Raw genomic sequence first — 20531 nt, 5'->3', positions numbered from 1 at the left:
GGCGCCTCCCTGGAAAGTGCTCTGCACCGCGGGTTGTGCCCACCCGTCCCTCCCTCAGGGCCTCAAAGGCCTGGGGGGACCCCCAGCGGAACGCCTGCCCACAACGGGGGGCGCAAGTGAACTGAGCGTGAGGTGGGCAGTCAGTGACCAAGTACGGATCGTTCCCCGGTGCGCGGCCGCGGCGGCTGCGCACCACCCCCGCGATGCGGCGCATGGTCGCCGAGACGCGTCTGCATCCGGCCGATCTGATCCTGCCCGCGTTCGTGCGCGAGGGGGCCAGTGCGCCGGTGGAGATCGGGGCCATGCCCGGCGTCTTCCAGCACACCCGCGACAGCCTGAAGAAGGCCGCGGTCGCCGCGCTGGAGGCCGGGGTCGCCGGGATCATGCTGTTCGGCGTGCCGGAGGAGTCGAAGAAGGACGCCGTGGGCACGGCGGGCACGGACCCGGACGGCATCCTGCAGGTGGCGCTGCGTGACGTGCGCTCCGAGGTCGGCGACGACCTCATCGTCATGTCGGACCTGTGCCTCGACGAGACGACGGACCACGGGCACTGCGGCGTCCTCGACGCCCAGGGCCGGGTCGACAACGACGCGACCCTGGAGCGGTACGCGGAGATGGCGCAGGTGCAGGCCGACGCGGGCGCCCACGTGGTGGGCCCGAGCGGCATGATGGACGGTCAGATCGGCGTCGTGCGCGACGCGTTGGACCAGACCGGGCACGACGACGTGTCCATCCTCGCGTACACCGCGAAGTACTCGTCGGCCTTCTACGGGCCCTTCCGCGAGGCCGTCGGCTCCTCCCTCAAGGGCGACCGCAAGACCTACCAGCAGGACCCGGCCAACACCCGGGAGTCCCTGCGGGAGCTCGCGCTCGACCTGGAGGAGGGCGCCGACATGGTGATGGTGAAGCCCGCCGGGCCCTACCTCGACGTCCTGGCGAAGATCGCCGACGAGGTGGACGTGCCGGTGGCGGCGTACCAGATCAGCGGCGAGTACGCGATGATCCAGGCCGCCGCAGAGCGGGGCTGGATCGACCGGGACAAGGCGATCATGGAGTCCCTGACGGGGATCAAGCGCGCGGGCGCCAACATGATCCTGACGTACTGGGCGACCGAGGTCGCGCGCCGGCTCTGACCGGCGCGGACCGCAGGGCCCTCCACCGGCAGCCCTTGACCTCAACCTTGGTTGAAGTCGGAGGGTGGTGTGCATCGACGTTCTTCCCACGTTTCGAGGAGCACACCATGCGCGCTGTCGTCCTGCACGCGTTCGGACCCGCCGAGAACCTGCGTCACGAGACTCTTCCCGACCCCGTCCCCGGGCCCGGACAGGTGCGGATCGCCGTGCGGGCGGCGGGAGTTCACTTCGTCGAGACCGTCATGCGCCGGGGCGACGCCTCCGGCATGGCGCCCCCGCCGCCCGAGCTGCCGGCGGTCCTCGGCGGCGAGGTCGCGGGAACGGTGGAGTCCGTGGGGCCGGGCGTCGGCCCCGAGTGGCTCGGGCGGCCCGTGGTCGTCCCGCGCTCGTCCCCCGGCGGATACGCCGAGCTGACGGTCGCCGACACCGGCGCCCTGCACGTGATCCCGGACGGGCTCGGCTTCGAGGCCGCGGTGACCATGGTGATGACCGGGGCCACCACCATGGGGCTCCTCGGGGTGGCCCGGCTCCGCCCCGACGACGTGGTCCTGGTGACGTCCGCCGCGGGCGGCGTGGGCCGGCTCGTCGTCCAGTACGCGCACGCGCTCGGCGCCACGGTGGTCGGCGCGGCCGGCGGGCCCGCCAAGGCCGAGGCCGTACGGGAGCTCGGCGCCGATGTCGCCGTCGACTACGACGAGCCCGGCTGGCAGCACCGCGTCGCCGAGCGGCTCGGTGGGCGGCGCGTCACCGCCGTACTCGACGGGGTGAGCGGCGAAAAGGGCGCGGCGGCCTTCGAGTTGATCGCCGACGGCGGCCGGTACGTCGTCATCGGCTGGTCGTCGCAGCAGGCCTTCGACCCCGACCCGGCGCTGCTCGCGGAGCGCGGCATCACCTTCACCAACGCGCTGTCGCAGCTGATCGAGAACCCCGGGGACGGCCACGCGCGTGAACGCGAGGCCCTGGAGGCCGCCGCCAAGGGGCAGTTGGTGCCCGCCGTCCAGACGTTCCCGCTGGCGCGGGCGGCCGAGGCGCACGCCGCCCTTGAGCGGCGGGAGACCACGGGGAAGGTGGTGCTGGTCCCGTAGCCTCCCGGGACGGCGCCCCGCGCCCGGGACCGATGACCGATAGGGCTTGGCCGAACTGGCCGAACTGGCCGGGCTGGCCGGGCTGGTACTCACCCGGCCTGCGTCACCAGGTCAGGGCGGCTTCCGGGGACGTCTGCCAGGAGGTGGTCGTGGCCGTGCTGTCCACGTACACGCCGCCTGCGGGCAGCTCGACGGCCGCCTCCTTGCCGACGCTGCCGTCCATCGACCGGCCGGCGAACAGGACGCCGATGCGGTGGGCGGTGCGGCCGTGCACCCCGCTGCCGTCGGCCGCCGAGGTCATGACGCCCGCGTACGCCGACTGCCCGGGCTTGAGGGTGACGACCGCCTGCGGGACGGAGCCGGTCCGGGTGTCGGCGGGGGCCTGCGCGTCGTCGAAGCGGAGGTAGGGGGCTCCGTAGGCGAAGCAAGGCGTGGGGCCGGTGTTGGTGGCGGTGATCAGGAGGTGGTTCGCGGGGCGGGGGGCCTCGGTGACCCTCACCGTGACGGTGCCGCCCGTGCAGGTGACCGGATTCCCGCCCGGCGCGGTGCGCCGGTTGGTGGCGGGCTGCGACTCCGTGCTGTGCTTGGCAGCTGTCTGTGCCGCGAAGGTCGCCGCGCCCTCGTCCCGGGTTCCGGTGCCGTCCGCGCAAGCCGTCAGGGCGAGGCTGCCGACGGTGATCGCGGTGGCGGCGAGGGCTCGGACGGCGAGAGGGGGACGGGTGTTCGTAACGGTACTGGTGCGGAACATGGCTGATCCTTCGTGATGTGTGCCGGAGGCGACATGCTGGGACGACGAAAGCTTGTGGGGTGCTGCGTCCCGGTCGCCACGGGCACGGGGGAGTTGGGGACGCTGGAACGTTCACACTGACTCTGACCAGGGAAGACGTGACTGCCCTGGAATGACGGACTGGAACGACGGACTGGAATGGGGGAGGGCGGAGATGGCATCGCTCGCGGAGTTGCTCCGGGAGCTCAAGGAGCGGTCCGGGCACAGCTATGGAGTGCTGGCCAAGCGGCTTCACATGAGCACGTCGACGTTGCACCGGTACTGCAACGGAGACGCGGTGCCCACCGAGTTCGCGCCGGTGGAGCGGTTCGCCCGCCTCTGCAAGGCCACGCCGGACGAACTGGTGGAGGTCCACCGGCGGTGGATCCTCGCGGACGCGGACCGGCGGCGTAAGCCGGAACCACAACCGCCCGCCGCCGCGCAGCGATCCGCCGCCGCGCAGCGATCCGCCGCCGCGCAGCGATCCGCCGCCGCGCAGCGATCCGTTGCCGCACAGCAATCCCCCGCCGGGCAGCAACCCCCCGTCCCACGCGCCCCGGAGCCGGATCCCGAGCAGGAGCCCGAGCCGGACCCCGAGTCGGCGACGGGCACCCCCTCGCAGCCGTCCGAGCCCGGCGCCCCGCCCAGCCGCTCGCCCAGCCGTTCGCGCAGGCGGAGCACCGTCATCCTGGCGGCCGCCGTCGCCGCGGTCGTCGGCCTGGGCTCCGTCGCCCTCGCCCTGAACGGCCGTGACGACGACGGGCACAAGCGGAACCCGAGCTCCGCCGCGGCGTCGGACCCGGACACCGGCCCGTCCGACGCCCCCGGCAAGGGCGGCGGCACGGACGAGGACGAGAAGAAGGACAAGGACGGCGGCAAGGGCAAGAAGGGCGGCCCTTCCGCCCCGCTCTCCAAGAAGGGCGCCCCGTCGCCCGATGCCTCCCGGGGCGGAGGCAAGGGGCCCGACACCGGTAGCGTGCAGAGCGACATCGACCTGGTGACGACGCGCACCAAGCCGTACGCCTTCGACGACCCCTGCGGCATGGACTTCCTGGTCAACCGGAAGCCCGGCGAGGTGCCGCAGCAGCCCGCCGTGCAGGACACGGCCGGCTGGGTCGGCGACCTCGGTGCCGTCTCGTCCGGCAGCCAGTACATCGAGGTGACCGTGCAGGGCCTCGGCAAGGAGACCGTCGTCCTGGAGGGCATGGACGTCCGCGTGCAGAGCACCAGCGCGCCGCTGGCCTGGAACAACTTCCAGATGGCGACCGGCTGTGGCGGCAACGTGTCCACCAAGTCCTTCCACGTCGACCTCGACGACGCGGCGCCGCGCGTCACGCCGAAGAACGGCCAGCGCGACTTCCCGTACAAGGTCAGCGAGAACGACCCCGAGGTCTTCTACATCAACGCCGACGTCGCGTCGCACGACGTGCGCTGGTACCTGGAACTGCGGTGGTCGAGCGGGAAGCGGCACGGCGTGCTCCGGGTCGACGACCAGAACAAGCCCTTCCGCACCAGCAGCAGCGCCGGGCGGCCCACCTACGGCTGGCCGCCCGGCGCCGACAAGTGGGAGCGGCAGCTGCAGGACGGCTGAGAGCCTGTCTTCGAAGCCCGGTGGGACGCCCCGGTACGGTCTCGTCCGCATCCCGGAATGGCGCGTGTAGAGGGCATACACGTGCTTAGGGTGCGGGCGACGCCGTCCGACACAGGGTGCGGGCGACGCCGTCCGAGCCGAAGGAGCCCGCCGTGAGCCTCACCGAGCCGTCCCCCACCGCCACCGCCGCCGCCCCCACCCCGCCGCTCGCCGCGCGCGCCGCGACGGTGGGCGGATCGCCGGTACGGGACATCCTCGCGGTCACCGCACGGCCCGAAGTCATCAACTTCGCGGGCGGGTTGCCCGCGCCCGGCCTCTTCGACGCCGAGGGCATCGCGGCCGCGTTCCGTGCGGTGCTCGACGAGACGCCCGAGCGGGCGCTGCAGTACTCGACGACCGAGGGCGAACCCGCGCTGCGTGCCGCGATAGCGCAGCGCACGGCCGTTCGCGGACTGCCGACCGACGCCGACGACGTGCTCGTCACCACCGGATCGCAGCAGGCGCTCTCGCTGCTAGCGACCGCGCTGATCGAGCCCGGGGACACCGTCCTGGTCGAGAACCCCTGCTACCTGGCGGCACTTCAGGCCTTCGCCTTCGCGGGCGCGCGCGTGGTGCCCGTGCCCTGCGACGCGTCCGGCATCGACCCCGCCGCCCTCGACGAACTCGTCGCCCTGCACCGCCCCAAGCTGCTCTACACCGTCCCCACCTTCCAGAACCCGACCGGCCGCACACTGCCCGCCGAGCGGCGCGCGGCGATCGCCGGGGTCGCCGGGCGGCGCGGGCTGTGGATCGTCGAGGACGACCCGTACGGCGAGCTGCGCTTCGAGGGCGAGCGCACGCCGTGGATCGCCACGTACCCCGGGGCCGCGGACCGCACCGTCCTCCTCGGCAGCTTCTCCAAGGTCATGGCGCCGGGCCTGCGGCTCGGCTGGCTGCGTGCGCCCGCCGCGCTGCTGCGCGCCTGCACCGTCGCCAAGCAGGCCGCGGACCTGCACACGCCCACCGTCAACCAGCTCGCCGCGGCGCGCTACCTCGCAGACCGGGACCTGGACGCGCACGTCGCCCGGGTCGCGGGCGTCTACCGCGACCGCCGCGACGCGATGCTCGCGGGCCTGGCCGACTCCCTTCCGGAAGGGGCCAGTTGGCTCAGGCCGGAGGGCGGCATGTTCGTGTGGGCGAGGCTTCCCGAGGGGTACGACACGACGGAGCTGCTGCGGACGGTCATCACGCACCGGGTGGCGTACGTCCCCGGTGCCCCGTTCTTCGCGGGCGAACCGGACCGGGCGACGCTGCGGATGTGCTTCGTGACGCAGACGCCGCAGGAGATCGCGGAGGGGCTGCGGCGCCTCGGCCGTGCGCTGAAAGACGTGCTCTGAACGGCGTGCTCTGAACGGCGGCACCCTCCACTGCTACGCCTGACCCGCCCCCGTCAGGGCCGCCCGGGCGTCACAGACGCTCGGGCGTCCTGATGCCGAGCAGCGCCATGCCCTTGTGCAGCGTCCGCGCCGTGAGGTCGCACAGGAACAGGCGGTTCTCGACCTGCGCCGGGGTGTCCGCCTTCAGGACCGGGCACTGGTCGTAGAACGTCGTGTAGAGCGACGCGAGCTGGTACAGGTACGCCGCCAGCTTGTGCGGCGCGTACTCCGCGGTGGCGTCCGCGATCAGCTCGCCGAACGCGTCCAGGTGCAGGCCCAGCGCCCGCTCCGCCGGGGCGAGTCCGACCTCGGGGTGGGCGACGGGGGCCGCGCCCTCGGCCTTGCGCAGGATCGACTTGATCCGGGCGTACGCGTACTGGAGGTAGACCGAGGTGTCGCCGTTGAGGGACACCATCTGGTCCAGGTCGAACTTGTAGTCGCGGTTCGCCGACGTCGACAGGTCCGCGTACTTCACGGCGCCGATGCCCACGTACCGGCCGTTCTCGACGATCTCCTCCTCGGAGAGGCCGACCTTCTCGGCCTTCTCCCGCACGACCGCCGTCGCCCGCTCGACCGCCTCGTCGAGCAGGTCCTCCAGGCGCACCGTCTCGCCCTCACGGGTCTTGAACGGCTTGCCGTCCGCGCCGAGCACCGTGCCGTAGCCCATGTTGTGCGCGGTGACGTCGTCGTTCAGCCAGCCCATCCGGCGGGCCGCCTCGAAGACCATCTTGAAGTGCAGCGACTGCCGCACGTCCACCACGTAGAGCAGGGTCGACGCGCTGAGGTCGAGGACGCGGTCGCGGATCGCGGAGAGGTCGGACGCCGCGTACCCGAAGCCGCCGTCGGCCTTCTGCACGATCAGCGGGACCGGCTGGTCGTCCTTGCCGCGGATCTCGTCGAAGAAGACCACGAGCGCGCCCTCGGAGCGGACGGCGACGCCGGACTCCTCCAGGAGGCGGGCCGTCTCCGGCATCAGGTCGTTGTACGCGGACTCGCCGACGATCTCCTCGTCGCGGACCTCCATGTCGAGCTTCTCGAAGACCGAGTAGAAGTAGACCTTCGACTCGTCGACGAAGCGCTGCCACAGGTCGAGCGTCTCCTGGTCGCCGGACTGCAGGGCGACGACCCGCTTGCGGGCCCGCTCCTTGAACTCCTCGTCCGCGTCGAAGACCGCGCGCGACGCCTTGTAGACGCGGTTCAGGTTGCTCATCGCCTGCTCGCCGTCGACCTCGTCGGCCGGGGCCAGCTGGTCGGGGTGCTCGATCAGGTACTGGATGAGCATGCCGAACTGGGTGCCCCAGTCGCCGATGTGGTGGCGGCCGATCGTCTTCTCGCCGGTGAAGTCCAGCATGTGGCGCAGGGCGTCGCCGATGACGGCGGAGCGCAGGTGGCCGACGTGCATCTCCTTCGCCACGTTCGGCTGGGCGTAGTCGATGACCGTCGTGCCCGCGTCCGGGTTCAGCGGGACGCCGAGCCGGTCGCCGTCGGCGGCGCGCGCCGCGAGCGTCTCGGTGATCGCCCTGTCGGTGACCGTGACGTTCAGGAAGCCGGGGCCCGAGACCTCGACCTCGGCCAGCAGATCGCCGTTGGTGATCTGCTCGACGACCTGGGTCGCGAGCTCCCGCGGGTTCGCCTTCGCCTTCTTCGCGAGCGCCAGGATGCCGTTGGCCTGGAAGTCGGCCCGGTCGCTCCGTCGCAGCAGCGGGTCCGCGGCGCCGGCCTCCGGCAGGGCAGCCGAGAGGGCGTCCGCGAGACGCTGGTGGACGGAGGCGGTGAGGGACGTGACCGGGGCCATGAGCTTCCGTTCTCGTAAATGGGGTGCGTCAGGGTGAGCGTCAAGTGTCCCATGAGCGTGGACACCGTCGCTCCTGGATAAGAGCAACCCCGGACCGGCTCCTTCCGTCTGGGACAATGGCTGACGCCAGATTCCGAGAATGCCGAGGAAACAAGAGGACGTGCCGATCGTGGCAGCTCAGAGCACAGATACCGCCGACTGGGTCTCCCGCTATGCGGACGAGGTCATTGCCGAGTCTGAGCGTCGTGCCCCGGGCAAACCGGTCGTGGTGGCATCCGGACTCTCCCCCTCCGGCCCCATCCACCTGGGCAACCTCCGCGAGGTCATGACCCCCCACCTGGTCGCCGACGAGATCCGCCGCCGCGGGCACGAGGTCCGCCACCTGATCTCCTGGGACGACTACGACCGGTACCGCAAGGTCCCGGCCGGCGTCCCCGGCGTCGACGAGTCCTGGGCCGAGCACATCGGCAAGCCGCTGACCTCCGTGCCCGCCCCGGCCGGTTCCGCGTACGCGAACTGGGCCGAGCACTTCAAGGCGGCCATGACCGCCGCGCTCGACGAGCTGGGCGTGGAGTACGACGGGATCAGCCAGACCGAGCAGTACACCTCGGGCGTCTACCGCGAGCAGGTCCTGCACGCGATGAAGCACCGCGGCGACATCGACGCGATCCTCGACCAGTACCGCACCAAGAAGGATCCGGCCAAGGCGGGCAAGGGTGGCAAGCAGTCGCAGAAGCCCGTCGACGAGGCCGAGCTGGAGGCCGCCGAGGGCTCCGGCGCCGCGAGCGAGGACGACGGCAGCGGCGGCACCGGCGGGTACTTCCCGTACAAGCCCTACTGCGGGCAGTGCGAGAAGGACCTGACGACCGTCGTCTCCTACGACGAGAACAGCACCGAGCTCGTCTACACCTGCACGGCGTGCGGTTTCGGCGAGACCGTCCTGCTCAGCGAGTTCAACCGCGGCAAGCTGGTCTGGAAGGTCGACTGGCCGATGCGCTGGGCGTACGAGGGCGTCGTCTTCGAGCCGTCCGGCGTCGACCACTCGTCCCCCGGCTCCTCCTTCGTCGTCGGCGGCCAGATCGTGCGCCAGATCTTCGACGGCGTGCAGCCCATCGGCCCGATGTACGCCTTCGTGGGCATCTCCGGCATGGCGAAGATGTCGTCCTCCAAGGGCGGCGTGCCGACCCCTGGCGACGCCCTGAAGATCATGGAGGCGCCGCTCCTGCGCTGGCTGTACGCCCGCCGCAGGCCCAACCAGTCCTTCAAGATCGCCTTCGACCAGGAGATCCAGCGGCTCTACGACGAGTGGGACAAGCTGGAGTCCAAGGTCGCCGACGGCTCCGTGCTGCCCGCCGACGCCGCCGCGCACTCGCGCGCGGTGCGCACGGCCGCGCGTGAACTGCCGAAGACGCCGCGCCCCCTGCCGTACCGGACGCTCGCGTCCGTCGCGGACGTCACCGCCGGCGCCGAGGACCAGACGCTGCGCATCCTGCGCGACCTCGACCCGTCCGACCCGATCACCTCGCTCGACGAGGCACGGCCGCGCCTCGACCGCGCCGAGAACTGGATCACCACCCAGGTCCCGGCCGACGCACGCACCATCGTGCGCGCGGAGCCGGACACGGAGCTCCTGTCGTCCCTGGACGACGCGGGCCGCGAGTCGCTGCGGCTGCTCCTTGAGGGCCTCGACTCGCACTGGTCCCTGGACGGCCTCACGCACCTCGTCTACGGCGTGCCGAAGGTACAGGCGGGCTTCTCGGCGGACGCGACGGCCAAGGAGCTGCCCGCGGAGATCAAGGTCGCGCAGCGCTCGTTCTTCGCGCTGCTCTACCGCCTCCTCGTCACCCGCGAGACCGGGCCGCGCCTGCCCACCCTGCTGCTCGCCGTCGGCGCGGACCGGGTGCGCAAGCTCCTGGGCGCCTAGCTCACCTACCTGGGCGCCTAGCTCACCTAAGGGTGCACCTCTTCGGGGGTGCACCCTTCGGACTACCGGCGGCTCCGCCGGAGGCATGACGCGCACCCCTCACCCGGCGCCGATCATGAACGTATGAAGGAACTCATCGCGATCGTCGGATGGATCGTCGGAGTCCAGGGCGCTCTCGGCGTGGCCGGGCGCGTGTTCGACGACGAGGCCTGGGGAGTGCTGCAGAACTGGTGGCACGTGCCCACACCGCTTTACGCCGTGCTCTTCCTGGCGGGCACGGGCCTCGCGTTTTACGGGGAGGCGGCGCGCAAGCGGCAGAAGAGCGTCGGCTGAAGGCCCGTTATGCGATGTGGTCTTCCATGAGTTCGTTGTCCAGGCGGGCCGTGAACTGGTCCATGTAATGGTTGAGTTCGCGCGACTGGAGACGCAGTCCGAAGGCCGCCTCGGCATTGGCCGCGAACGCGCCGGGGGTCGGCATGCCCTCGCCCTCTATCGAGTGCCGGAACACCTGGTACAGGTCCTCGTCGGTGGGACCGGGAGCGGCGCCCTGCTGCGGGGTGCCGTCGCCGAGCGGGCGCGTGCCGCCGGCGCCGTTCGGCACGGGGAACTGCGGGCCGTGCTCCACGGGGTGGGGCTGCGGCGACTGCTCCTGCGGCTGCTCGTAGGCCTGTTGGGCCGCCTGCTGAGCCTGCTGAGCGTAGGTCTGCTGCTCGTACGCCTGTTGGCCCTCCTGGCCCTCGCCCGCGACCTGCTGCCGCTCCTGCTGGGCGTACCACTCGTCGTACGGAGCGACCGGCGCGTACGACGCGTTGTGCTCCGCGAACCAGGGGCTCGCGTGGTTGGCCACCGGGAGCTTCTCCTCGGGGGCGCGGGACGCCGGGTCCTGCGCGGGCTCGGGCTCGTGCTCGGGGGCAGGGCCGGACTCGGCGGGCGTGGCGGCCAGTTGCGGCTGGCCGGACCCGGCGGACGGCCGTGCCGCCGGGGCCGCCGGGAGCTCCGGGCCCGCGGGGGCCGCCGGGGCGGGCGGCAGCAGCACCGGCTCGATGCCCGCCGCGGCGAGGCCCGCAGGGGCGGTCTCCGCGAGCGGGACGCCGTAGCGCGCGAGGCGCAACGGCATCAGCGACTCGACCGGGGCCTTGCGGCGCCACGCGCGGCCGAACCGGGCCTGCAGGCGCGCCTGGTAGACGAGACGTTCCTGTTCGAGCTTGATGACCTGCTCGTAGCTGCGCAGCTCCCACAGCTTCATGCGGCGCCACAGCTTGAAGGTGGGGACGGGGGAGAGCAGCCAGCGGGTGAGGCGCACGCCCTCCATGTGCTTGTCGGCGGTGATGTCCGCGATCCGGCCCACCGCGTGCCGGGCCGCCTCGACGGCCACCACGAAGAGCACGGGGATCACCGCGTGCATCGCGACACCGAGCGGGTCGCCCCAGCTGGAGGCCGCGTTGAAGAGGATCGTCCCTGCCGTGAGCAGCCACGCCGTCTGGCGCAGCAGCGGGAAGGGAATGCGCAGCCAGGTCAGCAGCAGGTCGAGGGCGAGCAGGACGCAGATGCCCGCGTCGACGCCGATGGGGAAGACCGCCGAGAAGCCGCCGAAGCCTTTCTCCTCCGCGAGCTCGCGCACGGCCGCGTACGACCCCGCGAAGCCGATCCCGGCGATGACGACCGCTCCGGCGACGACCACTCCGATGAGTATCCGGTGCGTGCGTGTCAGCTGCATCGCGGCCACCCGCGAACCCCTCCCTGTTCAAGGCCTGTATCGGCTTGTTGCGAGCGACAGCCTGGCACATGCGTGCGGAAGGCCGTGTGCCGGTACGCCGGGAGCCCGGCCCGTGAGGGGCCGGGCTCCGTCAACTCGCCTGTTCAGGGCGGGCGTCGGCGCTGAACGCGCCGGGTCAGGACTTGCTGTCGGCCTTGTCCTTGGGCTTGTCCGACGCCTTGGACTTGGCGTCGTCGGACGTGGCGTCGTCCTTCTTCGCCTCGTCCTTCTTCGGCTCGCCCTTCTTGGGGGCCTCGGTCTTCGAGTCGTCGCCCTTCGGCTTCTCGCCCGCACCGGAGGACGCCTTGCCGCTGCCGTTGGCGGAGACGACCGCTTCCACGGCCTCCTTCGCGGCCTTCTGCGCGTCCTTCGACAGCTTGCCCGCGTCGGGGGCCTCGTCGCCCGCGAGGCCGGCGCCGTTGAAGTCGACGGTGACGACCGCGTTCTCCATGCGCGCGACGAACGTCTGCTGCTTGAAGGTGTCCTTGTCCTTCTTCAGGTCGTACCGCACGAGCGTCGCCTGCTGGCCGACACCCTGCACCGGCTCCGTCTTGACGCCCTTGGCGTCCTTGGTCGCCTTGGCGTCCTCGACCTGCTTGGCGAAGTTGTTCTCCGCGCGCTTCGCACCGCTGCCGAGGGAGGCGTCCGACTCGAAACGCAGCAGCGAGACGCGCAGCCAGCGGAACTGGGAGCCGTCCACGCCGTTGTTGTCGAGGCTGTCCCAGGAGCAGCTGCCGCGCAGCGCCGTGTCGCTGGACGTGCCGGTCTTGCCCGACTTGTCCTTCGCCTTCGGCACCATCTCCTCGAGCGTCTTCTTCGACAGGACGTCGCAGGGCTCGGGAAGCTTGGTGTACGCGGCCTTCTCGACGCTCGCCTTGTCCTCACCCTTGGCCGGGGCCGGGGCCGAGGCCTTCGCGCCCGAGTCCTTCTTGGCCCCGTCGGATCCGGAGTCGGAGCCGGAGTCGGAGGAGCAGCCGGCGACGAGGATCACCGGTACGGCGGCCGCGCAGACGAGGAGGCGGCTGCGGAGCTGTCGCTTTCGCTGTGCAGGTCGGTGCATGGTTCCTTCACTCTGTTCGTCTCGTGACGTCCAGTTCGTCTCGTGACGTCGTCGGGTCCGAGGGGCCACGGTACGCGCATGGGACAGCGGGCGGCTCCGGTTCGGGTGAGCCGGACGGCCTTCCGTACCCGCCCCGGCCGGCCGCTACTCGTCGAACTCGCCGGCCAGCCGGTCGGCCAGATCCTGCGCCTTGTCCTGCATTTCCCTGCTGTCGGGGACATCCGTGCGGCGGCCGGGCTGCTCGTCGTACTCGATGGTCACGATGACGTTCGACGTGCGGAACACCACAGTCACGGTGCGGTGACGGGAGGCCGACGCGGAGGTGGTGAGGGCGTCGTCGAGGAAGGCCTCGTCGCCGAGGTCGGGGAGGGTGCGGGGCTCCAGGCCGGGGGGCGGGGTGGTCGGCTGGGCGCCGTCGTCCTGCGCACCCCCGGCCGCCTTCTTCTCGCCGCTCCCGCCGTTCTTGCCCTCGCTCCTGCCCTTGTCGTCCTCGCTCGTGCCCTTCTTGCCGCCCTGGGCCTTGTCGCCGGACCCGGGGTCGTCGGCCTTGCCGGACTCGCCGGGCGAACCGCCCGCGGACTCGGCCCCCGCGTCCTCGCCGCCGTCCTCGCTGTCCTCGCCACCCTCGCCCTCGGACGCGGTTCCGGCGGGCCTCTGAAGCCCCGCCTCGCGCAGCTTCGTCGCGTAGGCCTCCGCTGCGCGGGCGTCGTCGCTGACCGTGCTGTCGTACGACACGACGCGCTCGAAGTCGACGAGGAGGTGGTGGGAGGCGCCGGAGGACTCGATCTTCCAGTTGCAGCCCACGCGCCGGTCGGTGTCGTACGTCACCGCGGGCGTGCCCTCGTACGCCTTCTCGCGCTGCTCGGTGTCCTCCATCTCCACGATGCCGGGCAGCATCGCGTCGAGGGTGCCGTGATCCACCTCGCCGCACGGCTCGGGGAGCGTGCGGTACTTGCCGGGCTGCGCCACGGCGGTGGAGCTGCCGCTGTCGCCCGGCTTCGCGTCGCCGCTCTCGTCGCCGAGGCCGGACCCGCCGGAACAGCCGGTCAGGATCGCCGCGAGGAGTGCGGCGACACCCGGGACACAGGCCTTGGCCTTCCGCTGCACCGTGATGGCTCCTCTCGCCTGGCTCTGCCTGGATATTGGGTTGCCGCTGATGGGCGACCGGTGGAGACAATGTGTATCGCACGCGCTGCCGTGGATGCCGGTCCGTCACCCCTTTCGTTGACCTTGGCTCCGGTATTTGCACTTCCTGGCTTGTGGTGGATTACGGGGGTTTGAGGGCGAAATGTCGTATGTAGAGGTTCCTGGGGCGAAGGTACCGATCCGGATGTGGACAGACCCGCGGTCCGTCGAGGACGCGGCGATGCGGCAGCTGCAGAACGTGGCGACGCTGCCCTGGATCAAGGGCCTGGCCGTCATGCCGGACGTCCACTACGGCAAGGGCGCGACGGTCGGCTCGGTGATCGCCATGCAGGGCGCGGTGTGTCCGGCGGCGGTCGGCGTCGACATCGGCTGCGGCATGTCGGCGGTCAGGACGTCGCTGACCGCGAACGACCTTCCGGGTGATCTTTCCCGGCTGCGGTCGCGGATCGAGGCCGCCATTCCGGTGGGGCGGGGCATGCACGAGGACCCCGTGGGGCCGGGGCGCTTCCACGGGATGGCGACGGCGGGGTGGGAGGACTTCTGGGGGCGGTTCGAGGGGGTCGCGGAGGCGGTCAAATTCCGTCACGAACGCGCCGCGAAGCAGATGGGAACGCTCGGATCGGGGAACCACTTCGTCGAGTTCTGTCTCGATGAGTCGGGTTCGGTCTGGCTGATGCTGCACTCCGGATCCCGCAACATCGGCAAGGAGCTGGCCGACCACCACATGGGCGTGGCCCAGCAGCTCGCGCACAACCAGGGCCTTGTCGACCGCGACCTCGCGGTCTTCATCGCGGAGACCCCGCAGATGGCCGCGTACCGCAACGACCTCTTCTGGGCCCAGGAGTACGCGAAGAACAACCGCGCGATCATGATGGCGCTCTTCAAGGACGTCATCCGCAAGGAGTTCAAGAAGGCCAGGCCGACGTTCGAGCAGGAGATCTCCTGCCACCACAACTACGTCAGCGAGGAGCGCTACGACGGGATGGACCTGCTGGTCACCCGCAAGGGCGCGATCCGGGCGGGCAGCGGTGACCACGGGATCATCCCGGGTTCGATGGGCACCGGCTCGTACATCGTGAAGGGCCTCGGCAGCGAGGCGTCCTTCAACTCCGCCTCGCACGGCGCCGGACGGCGCATGAGCAGGGGCGCGGCGAAGCGGCGCTTCTCCACGAAGGACCTGGAGGAGCAGACGCGGGGTGTCGAGTGCCGCAAGGACGCGGGCGTGGTGGACGAGATTCCGGGTGCGTACAAGCCGATCGAGCAGGTCATCGACCAGCAGCGTGACCTCGTGGAGGTCGTGGCGAAGCTGAAGCAGGTCGTCTGCGTGAAGGGCTGAGGGAAGGTCCCTACTTCGCGTGGCGGACCGCGTAGATCATGACGAACGCGACGATGTGGATGCCGAAGAGGAAGTACGCGAGGTACCACCACATCATCCGTTCGTCCTTCTTCTCCTCGGACAGGCGGCGGGACTCGTGCTCGTGCGTGAGGCGTTCGAGTGGGTCGGGGGAGTCCGCGGAGTAGGCGGGTCTGCCTGGGTCGTCGCCCGGGAGCGGCATCGTCAGGACTCCCTGTGGACCTTGGTGTTGGAGGCCTGGGCGCGCGGGCGCACCACCAGGAGGTCGATGTTGACGTGGGGCGGGCGGGTGACCGCCCAGGTGATCGTGTCCGCGACGTCGTCGGCGGTGAGCGGCTCGGCGACCCCCGCGTAGACCTTCGCGGCCTTGTCCGCGTCGCCGCCGAAGCGGGTCAGCGCGAACTCGTCGGTCTTGACCATGCCGGGGGCGACCTCGATGACGCGGACCGGGGTGCCGACGATCTCCAGGCGGAGGGTCTCGGCGAGGACGTGCTCGGCGTGCTTGGCGGCCACGTAGCCACCGCCTCCCTCGTACGTTCCGTGACCCGCCGTGGAGGAGAGGACGACCACCGTGCCGTCGCCGCTCGCGGTGAGCGCGGGCAGCAGGGCCTGCGTCACGTTGAGCGTGCCGATGACGTTCGTCTCGTACATCTGGCGCCAGTCGGCGGGCTCGCTGGTGGCGACGGGGTCCGCGCCCAGCGCGCCGCCCGCGTTGTTCACCAGGACGGCGATCTTCTTGAAGGCCGTCGCGAAGGTGTCGACCGCGGCGCGGTCGGTGACGTCGAGCGCGTACGCGACCGCGTCGTGCCCGGCGTCGGTCAGCTCCGCGGCGAGCGCCTCGATGCGGTCCTTGCGGCGTGCGGTGAGGACGACGCGGTAACCGGCGGCGGCGAGGCCGCGGGCGGTGGCGGCGCCGATACCGCTGCTCGCGCCGGTGATGATCGCGATGCGGGTGGCGGTGGCGGTCATGGGCGCTCCTCGGGCAGGCGGGGCTCTCGGCGGTGGTGCCGGTGCGGTGGTTTCGAACGGTCTTCCGGCCAGGATATGCGGGCGGTTCAGTCGCCTCGCGGGGCGTACATGATCACGGCCATTCCGGCGAGGCAGACCAGGGCGCCGACCACGTCCCAGCGGTCCGGGCGGTAGCCGTCCGCGACCATGCCCCAGGCGAGGGAGCCCGCGACGAAGACCCCGCCGTACGCGGCGAGGATGCGGCCGAACTCGGCGTCGGGCTGCAGCGTGGCCACGAAGCCGTAGATGCCGAGCGCGATGACGCCCGCGCCGATCCAGGCCCAGCCCTTGTGCTCGCGCACGCCCTGCCAGACGAGCCAGGCGCCGCCGATCTCGAAGAGGGCGGCGAGCACGAAGAGGGCGGCGGAGCGGACGATCAGCATGGTCGACAGGGTGGCATGAGGACGGTGGTGACCGTGGCCGCCCCGATGGCGCCGGCGAGCGCCCGCACCGCGCTCAGAGCCTGTCTTTGAACCGCTCGCGCTGCCCGCCTCCTCGGGGGCGATGCCGCCGATCGTGACGCCGTAGACGGTGCCGGGCCGAACGGAGCCGCGGCCCGGGTGCCGGCGTCAGCTCAAGGCGACACGCCAGTCGTTGCAGGGGTGCCAATTGCCCTTCGGGTACTCGATGTTCGCCTCCCCGCGCAGCGTGAATCCCGCCTTGCGGCAGACCGCGTTGGACGCGCCGTGGTCCGTCGCGGGGAAGGCGTGCAGGGCGGGGTGGCGCCTCGCCGCCCTCGCCTCCGCGATCACCAGCCGCGCCGCGTCCGCGGCGACGCCCCTGCCCTGGAACTCGGGCAGCACGCCCCAGCCGGTCTCCCAGACGGTCTCGCCCTGCCAGACCGTCTCCCAGTACCCGATCGAGCCGGCCGTCTCGCCGTCCAGCGTGATGCGGAACATCCGCCCCTTGTCGTCGAGATCCAGATAGCGGCGGTGGCGGTCCACCACCTTCTCGTGCGTCTCGGGGCCGCCCAAGTGGGCTGTCATGTCAGGGGTGTTGAGACGCAGCAGCAGGGCGAGCCCGCCTTCGTCCACCCAGGGTTCGAGCCGCATCTCCGGTGCCAGTGATCGCTCCATTCCCTCACGGTAGGCGGAGGGTCTGACAGCGGGCCGCGACCGCCCCAGCCACAGTCCCTCCCCAGTCCCCAGCCCTCTAATGCGACCCGTACGCCGTCGGCGGCACCCCCACGGTCGCCGTGAAGTCCCGTACGAGATGGGCCTGGTCCGCGTAGCCGAGGGTGGCCGCCAGTTCCGCCCAGTCCACGTCCTCCTCCGACTCCGCCCGGTCCAGGGCCTCGTGGATGCGGTACCGCAGGATGACCCACTTCGGCCCCACCCCCACGTACGCGGAGAAGAGCCGCTGCAGCGCCCGTACAGACATGCCCTCCGCGCGGGCGAACGCGGCCACGCGGCGGATCGAGCGGTCCCCGCGGATGCGCTCGACGAGGGCCGTCGCGAGGTCGGCCTGCGGGTCCGGGGCGGGGCCGAGGCTCAGCAGGAAGGCGTCGAGCGCCGCCACGCGCGCGTGCTCGTCGTCGGGGCCGAGGACCGCCGCCGCGGCGTCCGACACCTCCTCGGGAGTACGGGGGAAGACCTCGTGCAGCGGCGCTCTGCGGCCCGTCCAGGCCGACACCGGCCGGTCCGGCGCGAACGGGCGGAAGGCGCCGGGGCGGAACTGCATCCCGCACACCCGCCCGCGACCCTCCAGCTTCTTACTGAAGAGGCCGAGTCCGATGCCCGCGACCTCACCGAAGCGGCGCCCAGCCGAATCGGACGGCTCCTGCGCGTGCGGCGCGTACGACTGGACGACCACGTTCACGGACGGGTGCGGCACCACGTGTGACGCGTACGGCTCGGGCAGGTCCCAGTCGATCAGCCAGTAGTGCTCCAGATGGCCGCGCAGCGCCTCGGCGGGCGCGTGGCGGCGGAAGCGCACCTTGGCGAAGAGCCCGGCCGCGTCCACGATGCCCCGGGTGTCACGGCGCGGAGCGGATGCGTCTGACATGGAGGGATCGTAGGTCCCGGGGCGTGGATCGGCGCGTCCGCCTCCGCAGCGCGGGCGTCGCGTTTCTTCAAGTCACGGGCGGGCCGCCCCTCGTACGGTCGCTCCATGGACACTTCACGCACCCCCGGGCCCACCGTCAGCGACCTGCTCGCCCTGGCCGTCGAGCGGGTCGCCCCCGTCGTCCGCGCCCTGCCCGACGACTGCCTCGGCGACCCCACCCCGTGCGCCGACTACGACGTGCGCGCGCTGGTCAACCACCTCTTCCAAGTGGTCGTCCAGTTCCAGGAGCTGGCCGCCAAACGGGACTCGGACTTCTCCACCACGCCCGACTACGTCGCCGAGGGCGGCGACTGGCGCGAGCGCTTCGTCGCGGAGGCGGAGAAACTCGTCCGTGCCTGGGGCGAGCCCGGCGCCGACCAGGGCGCCACGGGAGCGATGGACATGCCGGCCGAAATGGTCGGCCATATGGCGCTGCTCGATCTGACCGTGCACGCCTGGGATCTGGCCCGTGCCACGGGGGAGGAGTTCCAGCCGGACGCCGGGAGCGCCGTGGTGGTCGCGCGGCTGCGGGAGACGGTCGACGGACTCGGTCCCACCGCCCGGAAGATGGGCGTCTTCGGCGAGCCGGTCACGGCACCCGAGAAGGCCTCCGACTTCGAGCTGCTGCTCGCCCAGACGGGGCGTGACCCGCACTGGAGCCGCAGCTGAGGCACGGTCGGAAGGCCGGAAGAAGGGGAAACGGAAGGGGGCTCGGGGCCAGGCCGGGCAGTAGGCCTGATGTCCCGCTCTGGATGTGCCCGCTGTCGCCGCTCGCTCTGCCTGCCGTCGCGGATCGAGTGGGCGGCTTCGGCGATCAGGTGCGAACGCCTCGGGCCCTTCGACACCGGGATCGCTCTGTCCCGGCTGGGCGAGGCCACGCGCGCGGAACCGCTCATCTGCGAGGGGCTGCGCAGGGAGAAGGCTGCCCAGCAGCGCGGGCGGGCTTTACACGCCTTCTGGCTCGCTACGACCCAGCTTCAGCAGGGCAAGCTCGACGCCGCTTGCGACAGCGCCGGAATCGCCCTCAGCCTGACCGCTTCCATCGATTCACCTCGCGTCACCGGCCATGTCCGAGAATTCCACCACCGTCTGGCTCCGTACGCCCGTGAGGCGCCGGTGATCGAGTTCGAGCGGCAGATACGCGGACAGCAGCGATAGGGCTACGCTCCGCCGCTCACGCCCTTGGTGGCCTCGTCGAGGAGGAGGTAGAGCAGTCCGACCAGGCTGCCGCTGCTGACGATCTCGCGGCGGTCGATCATTCCCCGGATCTCCGAGAGGGGGATCCATTCGATGCGGTCGGCTTCGTTCTTCTCGGTCGGAGGGCCGATGTACGTGGCATTGTCCGCACGGAAGACGTGGTGCTCGGAGTCGGTGATGCCGTTCGCCGGCTGGGCGTACACCAGGGGCTTCACCGCTTCCACTCGCCAGCCGGTCTCCTCCTCGACTTCGCGGGCGGCGGCCTGCTCCGGTGTCTCGTCCTCCTCGATCAGCCCCATGGGGAGTTCCCAGCCCCATGCGTCGGTGACGAAGCGGTGGCGCCACATCATCAGCACGCGCTTCTGGTCGTCGACCACGGTGGCCACTGCCAGGTGCCGCATGCGTACGACGTGGTGTTCCCAGCGGCGGCCGTCGGGCTGCTGGACGTCCACGAGCCACAGATTGACCCAGGGATTGCTGTAGATCTGCCGCTCACCGTGGACGGTCCATTGCATGAGCCCAACTCCCTTTCGCAGGTGCGGCTTCCAGGATGTCATTTCGACGAGAAAGCGGGCACCTCGTCGCGCCTTGGCGGCGTCGCGCCGGCGAACGGGGGAGCCGAAGGCTCAGGGCCACACCAGGCAGTACGCCTGGTGGCCCGCGTCATGCAGGCGGTGGCTGAAATCCTGCCACTCGTGCAGGAGTTGATAGACGTTGAAGGCGTCGCGGGGGCCGCCGCGGTCCGGGACGGTGGACCAGATGAAGGCCGCGGCGCCCACCGACTCCTCGCCGACGCCGCGCAGCGGGTCGACGACGGTCATGGGGAGCTTCACCACGGCGTAGTCGGGGTGGAGGACGACCAGTTCCAGTGGGGGGACCTTGTGCAGGGGTATGCCCTCGATGCCGGTGAGGACCATCGCGGCCATCGTCTCCGGCTTGATCTTGGTGAACATCCCGCCCATGCCCAGCTCGTCGCCGCCGAGCTCCTCGGGTCGCATCGAGATGGGCACGCGGGCGGCGGTCGCACCGTCCGGGGCGCCGAAGTACTTGTACGTCACCCCGACCCCGCCACTCCTGCTGGTCACCCGGTCCCTCCGGGACTCGCCGGATCCGCCGAGCGCCTGGTCGGGCGCCTGCGCCGGCTCCGCTTCCGCCTCGCGTCGGTGCTTGCCCCGCCGGGCACGCCGCGGGCCCAGGCCGTCGGTCCCCTCGCCCAGTCCGCCACCGCGATGCATATCTCCACCCGACTGCTTTGCCA

General features: G+C 71.3%; 21 protein-coding genes. 9 read left to right on the top strand and 12 right to left on the bottom strand.

What is annotated here, in order from left to right; genetic code table 11:
* Positions 1 to 143 precede the first annotated feature (143 nt).
* Both hemB and ACFVYL_RS12995 read left to right on the top strand, forming a co-directional pair.
* Positions 144 to 1133 carry a porphobilinogen synthase gene (gene hemB, locus ACFVYL_RS13000; RefSeq protein ID WP_389715059.1) on the top strand — a complete coding sequence of 330 codons (990 nt, stop codon included), beginning with the start codon at positions 144 to 146 and terminating at the stop codon, positions 1131 to 1133.
* A gap of 107 nt (positions 1134 to 1240) precedes the next feature.
* On the top strand, positions 1241 to 2218 hold the full coding sequence (locus tag ACFVYL_RS12995; protein ID WP_389715058.1) for a zinc-binding dehydrogenase: 978 nt from the start codon (positions 1241 to 1243) through the stop codon (positions 2216 to 2218).
* 103 nt (positions 2219 to 2321) lie between these two features.
* On the opposite strand, the gene ACFVYL_RS12990 is transcribed toward ACFVYL_RS12995, so the two are convergent.
* Complete coding sequence (locus tag ACFVYL_RS12990; protein WP_389715056.1) at positions 2322 to 2966, bottom strand: DUF4232 domain-containing protein; 645 nt, start codon at positions 2964 to 2966, stop codon at positions 2322 to 2324.
* 193 nt (positions 2967 to 3159) lie between these two features.
* On the opposite strand from ACFVYL_RS12990, the gene ACFVYL_RS12985 reads away from it, so the two are divergent.
* Both ACFVYL_RS12985 and ACFVYL_RS12980 read left to right on the top strand, forming a co-directional pair.
* On the top strand, positions 3160 to 4575 hold the full coding sequence (locus tag ACFVYL_RS12985) for a helix-turn-helix domain-containing protein (RefSeq protein WP_389715054.1): 1416 nt from the start codon (positions 3160 to 3162) through the stop codon (positions 4573 to 4575).
* 152 nt (positions 4576 to 4727) lie between these two features.
* Positions 4728 to 5951, top strand: a complete 1224-nt coding sequence (locus tag ACFVYL_RS12980; protein WP_389715053.1) for a PLP-dependent aminotransferase family protein — start codon at positions 4728 to 4730, stop codon at positions 5949 to 5951.
* Positions 5952 to 6021: 70 nt separating this feature from the next.
* On the opposite strand, the gene argS is transcribed toward ACFVYL_RS12980, so the two are convergent.
* Entirely contained in the window at positions 6022 to 7785 is a 1764-nt protein-coding gene (gene argS, locus ACFVYL_RS12975; RefSeq protein ID WP_389715052.1) for an arginine--tRNA ligase, read from the bottom strand.
* Positions 7786 to 7945: 160 nt separating this feature from the next.
* On the opposite strand from argS, the gene lysS reads away from it, so the two are divergent.
* Both lysS and ACFVYL_RS12965 read left to right on the top strand, forming a co-directional pair.
* The gene (gene lysS, locus ACFVYL_RS12970) at positions 7946 to 9709 is read left to right on the top strand and encodes a lysine--tRNA ligase (protein WP_389715100.1); all 1764 of its coding nucleotides are present in this window, start codon (positions 7946 to 7948) and stop codon (positions 9707 to 9709) included.
* A gap of 123 nt (positions 9710 to 9832) precedes the next feature.
* Positions 9833 to 10042 carry a hypothetical protein gene (locus ACFVYL_RS12965; RefSeq protein ID WP_389715050.1) on the top strand — a complete coding sequence of 70 codons (210 nt, stop codon included), beginning with the start codon at positions 9833 to 9835 and terminating at the stop codon, positions 10040 to 10042.
* A 7-nt stretch (positions 10043 to 10049) separates the two neighbouring features.
* On the opposite strand, the gene ACFVYL_RS12960 is transcribed toward ACFVYL_RS12965, so the two are convergent.
* The 3 genes from ACFVYL_RS12960 to ACFVYL_RS12950 form a co-directional block, all read right to left on the bottom strand.
* Positions 10050 to 11426, bottom strand: a complete 1377-nt coding sequence (locus tag ACFVYL_RS12960) for a DUF2637 domain-containing protein (RefSeq protein WP_389715049.1) — start codon at positions 11424 to 11426, stop codon at positions 10050 to 10052.
* Positions 11427 to 11601: 175 nt separating this feature from the next.
* Complete coding sequence (locus tag ACFVYL_RS12955; protein ID WP_389715047.1) at positions 11602 to 12525, bottom strand: DUF3558 domain-containing protein; 924 nt, start codon at positions 12523 to 12525, stop codon at positions 11602 to 11604.
* Positions 12526 to 12669: 144 nt separating this feature from the next.
* Positions 12670 to 13632, bottom strand: a complete 963-nt coding sequence (locus ACFVYL_RS12950) for a DUF3558 domain-containing protein (RefSeq protein ID WP_389715046.1) — start codon at positions 13630 to 13632, stop codon at positions 12670 to 12672.
* Positions 13633 to 13813: 181 nt separating this feature from the next.
* On the opposite strand from ACFVYL_RS12950, the gene ACFVYL_RS12945 reads away from it, so the two are divergent.
* On the top strand, positions 13814 to 15007 hold the full coding sequence (locus tag ACFVYL_RS12945) for an RtcB family protein (RefSeq protein ID WP_389715045.1): 1194 nt from the start codon (positions 13814 to 13816) through the stop codon (positions 15005 to 15007).
* Between the two features lie 10 nt (positions 15008 to 15017).
* Here ACFVYL_RS12945 and ACFVYL_RS12940 read toward each other — a convergent pair whose 3' ends face one another.
* The 5 genes from ACFVYL_RS12940 to ACFVYL_RS12920 form a co-directional block, all read right to left on the bottom strand.
* Positions 15018 to 15227 carry a hypothetical protein gene (locus tag ACFVYL_RS12940; RefSeq protein WP_389715044.1) on the bottom strand — a complete coding sequence of 70 codons (210 nt, stop codon included), beginning with the start codon at positions 15225 to 15227 and terminating at the stop codon, positions 15018 to 15020.
* Positions 15228 to 15229: 2 nt separating this feature from the next.
* Positions 15230 to 15994 carry an SDR family NAD(P)-dependent oxidoreductase gene (locus tag ACFVYL_RS12935; protein ID WP_389715043.1) on the bottom strand — a complete coding sequence of 255 codons (765 nt, stop codon included), beginning with the start codon at positions 15992 to 15994 and terminating at the stop codon, positions 15230 to 15232.
* A gap of 86 nt (positions 15995 to 16080) precedes the next feature.
* Complete coding sequence (locus tag ACFVYL_RS12930; protein ID WP_389715041.1) at positions 16081 to 16416, bottom strand: YnfA family protein; 336 nt, start codon at positions 16414 to 16416, stop codon at positions 16081 to 16083.
* 186 nt (positions 16417 to 16602) lie between these two features.
* Positions 16603 to 17109 carry a GNAT family N-acetyltransferase gene (locus tag ACFVYL_RS12925; RefSeq protein WP_389715039.1) on the bottom strand — a complete coding sequence of 169 codons (507 nt, stop codon included), beginning with the start codon at positions 17107 to 17109 and terminating at the stop codon, positions 16603 to 16605.
* A 76-nt stretch (positions 17110 to 17185) separates the two neighbouring features.
* A complete protein-coding gene (locus ACFVYL_RS12920; RefSeq protein WP_389715037.1) occupies positions 17186 to 18037 on the bottom strand; it encodes a DUF6597 domain-containing transcriptional factor in 852 nt (283 codons plus the stop codon).
* Between the two features lie 105 nt (positions 18038 to 18142).
* Between ACFVYL_RS12920 and ACFVYL_RS12915 the strand changes: the two genes are divergently transcribed.
* Both ACFVYL_RS12915 and ACFVYL_RS12910 read left to right on the top strand, forming a co-directional pair.
* Positions 18143 to 18745: a TIGR03086 family metal-binding protein gene (locus ACFVYL_RS12915; protein WP_389715036.1), complete on the top strand. Its 603-nt coding sequence runs from the start codon at positions 18143 to 18145 to the stop codon at positions 18743 to 18745.
* A 69-nt stretch (positions 18746 to 18814) separates the two neighbouring features.
* Positions 18815 to 19234, top strand: a complete 420-nt coding sequence (locus tag ACFVYL_RS12910; protein WP_389715035.1) for a hypothetical protein — start codon at positions 18815 to 18817, stop codon at positions 19232 to 19234.
* A 2-nt stretch (positions 19235 to 19236) separates the two neighbouring features.
* Here the strand turns inward: ACFVYL_RS12910 and ACFVYL_RS12905 are convergent, their stop codons facing one another.
* Positions 19237 to 19788, bottom strand: coding sequence for an NUDIX hydrolase (locus ACFVYL_RS12905; protein WP_389715034.1), 552 nt, complete (start codon positions 19786 to 19788; stop codon positions 19237 to 19239).
* A 111-nt stretch (positions 19789 to 19899) separates the two neighbouring features.
* Positions 19900 to 20358: a hypothetical protein gene (locus ACFVYL_RS12900; RefSeq protein WP_355820168.1), complete on the bottom strand. Its 459-nt coding sequence runs from the start codon at positions 20356 to 20358 to the stop codon at positions 19900 to 19902.
* Positions 20359 to 20531: the final 173 nt, after the last annotated feature.

This window comes from Streptomyces sp. NPDC058308 (assembly GCF_042880275.1).
Classification (GTDB): Bacteria; Actinomycetota; Actinomycetes; order Streptomycetales; family Streptomycetaceae; genus Streptomyces.
This window is presented reverse-complemented; position numbering and strand designations above follow the sequence as displayed.